This window comes from Rhizobium sp. SEMIA 4085, from assembly GCF_013004495.1.
Lineage (GTDB): Bacteria > Pseudomonadota > Alphaproteobacteria > Rhizobiales > Rhizobiaceae > Rhizobium > Rhizobium gallicum.
The window spans coordinates 1-3,302 of sequence record NZ_JABEPH010000510.1 but is presented as its reverse complement, the minus strand read 5'-3'; the positions used below and the strand labels follow the sequence as shown (position 1 = coordinate 3,302).

Sequence of the window (3,302 nt, the reverse complement as noted above, 5' to 3'; positions counted from 1 at the left end):
AAGGACGTGGGGTGCCGACAGCGACTCCGGTGCGATCTATGCTGTCAGCGATATACACGGTTGTGCCGATGAACTGGCAGAAGCACAACGACGCATAGTCGATGACGCTCGGGCCTATCTTGGCCGCAAGCTCCTCGTTTTTCTCGGCGACTACGTGGATCGCGGTCCCGCCAGCAGCAAGGTTCTCGACATGCTTGCAGCAGGGCCGCCTGTCGGCTTTATGCAGGTCGCGCTTTCGGGCAATCACGACGACGAGTTTGCCCGCATGTTCCGCAAGCCTTCCATCATTGGCGATTGGCTTGACTTCGCCGGGACCGAGACGCTTGCTTCTTACGGTATCGACGTTGCGCATGTCATCAAGACGAAGGGGGTTCGCGGTCTTCAAGGTCTCGTCGCGGAACTCGTCCCAGAAGAGCACATCGCCATGATCGAAATGATGCCGGTCTCGCTTCAGATCGGCAAGTTACTCTTCGTGCACGCCGGCATAAAGCCTGGCGTCGATATGTCAAAACAAACGGATATGGACCTCATGTGGATCCGCGAGCCATTCTTAAGCGAAGGCCCGCGTCGGCCGCTCTTCGTGATCCACGGGCATACACCTGTCCTGCAGCCGACCTTCGGACCGCAGCGGGTAGCCATCGACACGGCGGCAACGGCCACTGGCCACCTGACGGTGCTGAAGATCGCCGAGGCAAGCTTTAATTTTATCTGACAGCCCGGCTCTTTGGGTGGTGCTGGCCGCTGCCCTGCCGTGCCGATTTGCGCGGCCGACGTTAGGGGAGGCGCTGTCTGCGCATTGCCGTCAAATTCAATGGCACAGCGCCGCCTTGGTCAATGCATGCAACACATTCCATCGCCTGCGGATCACGACGGATGACCGATACCATTCTTCATCCTTCAGCCGTTTCAGGAAAGCTGCAGGGCGGATCGCCAACAAATTCCGGTGAGGCGCCGGCCGCTTCGGGTGGTGAAGTAAGCCATCGATGTAAAACACAAACAGCTATCAAGGAAGCTGATGAACCAAAAAGAAACTATGTTACACAGCGCAGATAAGGAAGTTTCGCCGGCTTAACTGTTCTATTGACTTCGGCATCTAAGCTGATTACCCATGACTAAATAACCTGAAAGTCCTTTCACAAACTAGGATATTCATGAAGTATCGGCCGGAGATTGACGGATTACGGACGATAGCAGTATTGCCGGTGCTGTTTTTCCACGCCGGCGTCGCTGGATTTTCTGGCGGCTTCGTCGGCGTCGACATTTTTTTCGTTATTTCGGGCTTCCTCATTACAAGAATTCTGAACGACGATCTCAAGAATGATCGATTTTCCATACTGACATTCTACGAGCGGCGTTTTCGTAGAATCATTCCGGCACTGGTTTTCTATATTTTACTGACGGCGATCGCCGCTTACATGCTTTTCCTACCACCATTCTTCGAAGACTTCGCCCGAAGCCTGGTTGCCGTCGGGACATTCACCTCAAATATCTATTTCTGGAAGTTCTCAGGTTATTTCGAAAACAGCGCGCTTTTACGCCCTTTGCTGCATACCTGGTCGCTTGCAGTTGAAGAGCAGTTCTACATCTTCATGCCGATCGCCATGTGGCTGCTCTACAAAGTGAACTTCCGCGTGCGGTTTGCGGCATTCGCACTCGCCTTAAGTCTGTCTCTGGCGCTTAGCATCTATGCGATCGACGTCGCACCGACTGCGAACTTCTTCCTCTTGCCGACACGAAGCTGGGAGCTCTTGATTGGAAGCTTGCTGGCGCTTTGGGGAGGACAAAGCACGCTGTCCTACGGGACAAACAACGTCGTTGCGATTGGTGCCGCGATCTTGATCCTCTTTTCAGTATTTGCCTATACTGAAGCGACGCCATTTCCGGGGCTCGCCGCCGTTTTGCCATGCGCGGGCGCAGCTCTCATCATTTATACAGGCGGCCCGACCCGTTCGGTGGTCGGCAAAATTCTTGCGAGCGCGCCCTTCGTGTTCATCGGCAAGATTTCCTATTCGCTCTATCTGGCGCACTGGCCAATTACCGTCTTCGTCCGATACGTGCCCCTGGAGGAGCCCAACGGGCTCCACGCCATGGGCATTATCGCCGCCAGTCTTCTGCTTGCCATTTGCTCCTGGCGCTTTGTCGAAACGCCGTTCCGTCTGCAGACCGTAAGTTGGCCTCGGCGCGCCCTCATCGGCTCGGCGCTTGCCAGCATGTCGATCGTCTCGCTGTTTGGTTACGCGGGCATCACCGCTCATGGCTTCCCCCAGCGTTTTCCCGGCTATGAAGCCAAGGTCGAAGCGCGCAAGCTTGACGTTTCTGCGGTTGTAGCGAGCGCGGATACGACAGTGCAGGCCGGCCAGACGTGGCGGAATGGCATCTGCTTTTTCGAAGACGACGACGGCTTTAAAAAATGGCGCCCTGAAGATTGCGCTTTGACCACAAACATGGGTGATGTTGCGCTTCTGTGGGGGGATTCTTATGCCGCCCACTACGCCCCCGGGATCATCGCGAATGCTGCGTCCATTCATGGCCGCGTCTATGAGTATACATTTGCCGGATGCCCTCCGGTCCTTGCTTACTACTCCTACGCAAGACCGAACTGCCAGGCGTTCAATCAGAAGGCACTAGAGATCATCCGCTCGCTTGGCGTTAAGACGGTCGTGCTCTCGGGCCGATGGGTTGATTTGCAACGCCGGGGCCTGGATATGCTCGAAGGCACTGTCAGACAGCTGCAGGCGGAGGGTGTCCGGGTTATAGTGATCGGGCAATCGCCAATGTTTGTAACCAATGTCGACGTCATTGCGTTTAAGAAGGCAGCCGCCGGCCAACAAGCGGCCTCTTGGTCAACCGTGATCGATCACGATTTTAACCAGCGGCTGCGTACTGCTGCGGGAGGCGCCGATTTCGTTGATCCGATTGCGATGGACTGCGCAGCCGGCGAGTGCCCTTACATTGTCGATGGCAGGATGCTCTACTTCGATTCCGGTCACCTGTCGAATTTTGGCAGCGCTAGCGTTGTTGAACGCTATTTCCCGCTCGTAACCCGCGTCAATTGAAGTCTGTGCCAGATGCGCGGCCGCGGTCTTCTCGGCCAAGCCTTGCGCCATTTCGTCAGGTGTTTGATGTTGCCAGGGGCGCGACGCCTGGACTGAAATCGCCAATTGGCCACCCTGCCCAACGATTTTTCGATTTAAACGTAAGCAATCAGCGACAGGCCGAGCGCGGCCGCGACTTCGATCGGAGGGAAGGCCCTCGGTTGACTGTCCGCCCCATTCCAGGCGCCGGCCCTTCCAGGGTGAGTG

Annotated in this window: 3 protein-coding genes; all 3 read left to right on the top strand. The window is 56.1% G+C overall.

The window, feature by feature from the left end; translation table 11 throughout:
* On the top strand, positions 1 to 712 hold a 712-nt coding region (locus C9413_RS30080; RefSeq protein ID WP_170251329.1), incomplete at its 5' end, for a metallophosphoesterase family protein.
* A gap of 161 nt (positions 713 to 873) precedes the next feature.
* Positions 874 to 1,053, top strand: coding sequence for a hypothetical protein (locus C9413_RS30075; protein WP_170251328.1), 180 nt, complete (start codon positions 874 to 876; stop codon positions 1,051 to 1,053).
* A gap of 98 nt (positions 1,054 to 1,151) precedes the next feature.
* Positions 1,152 to 3,056, top strand: coding sequence for an acyltransferase family protein (locus C9413_RS30070; protein WP_170251327.1), 1,905 nt, complete (start codon positions 1,152 to 1,154; stop codon positions 3,054 to 3,056).
* The last annotated feature ends 246 nt before the right edge of the window (positions 3,057 to 3,302 follow it).

What these genes read in the sequence shown, in the direction of transcription:
- C9413_RS30075 (WP_170251328.1), top strand. Translation starts at nt 874, where the DNA reads ATGACCGATACCATTCTTCATCCTTCAGCCGTTTCAGGAAAGCTGCAG.
- C9413_RS30070 (WP_170251327.1), top strand. Translation starts at nt 1,152, where the DNA reads ATGAAGTATCGGCCGGAGATTGACGGATTACGGACGATAGCAGTATTG.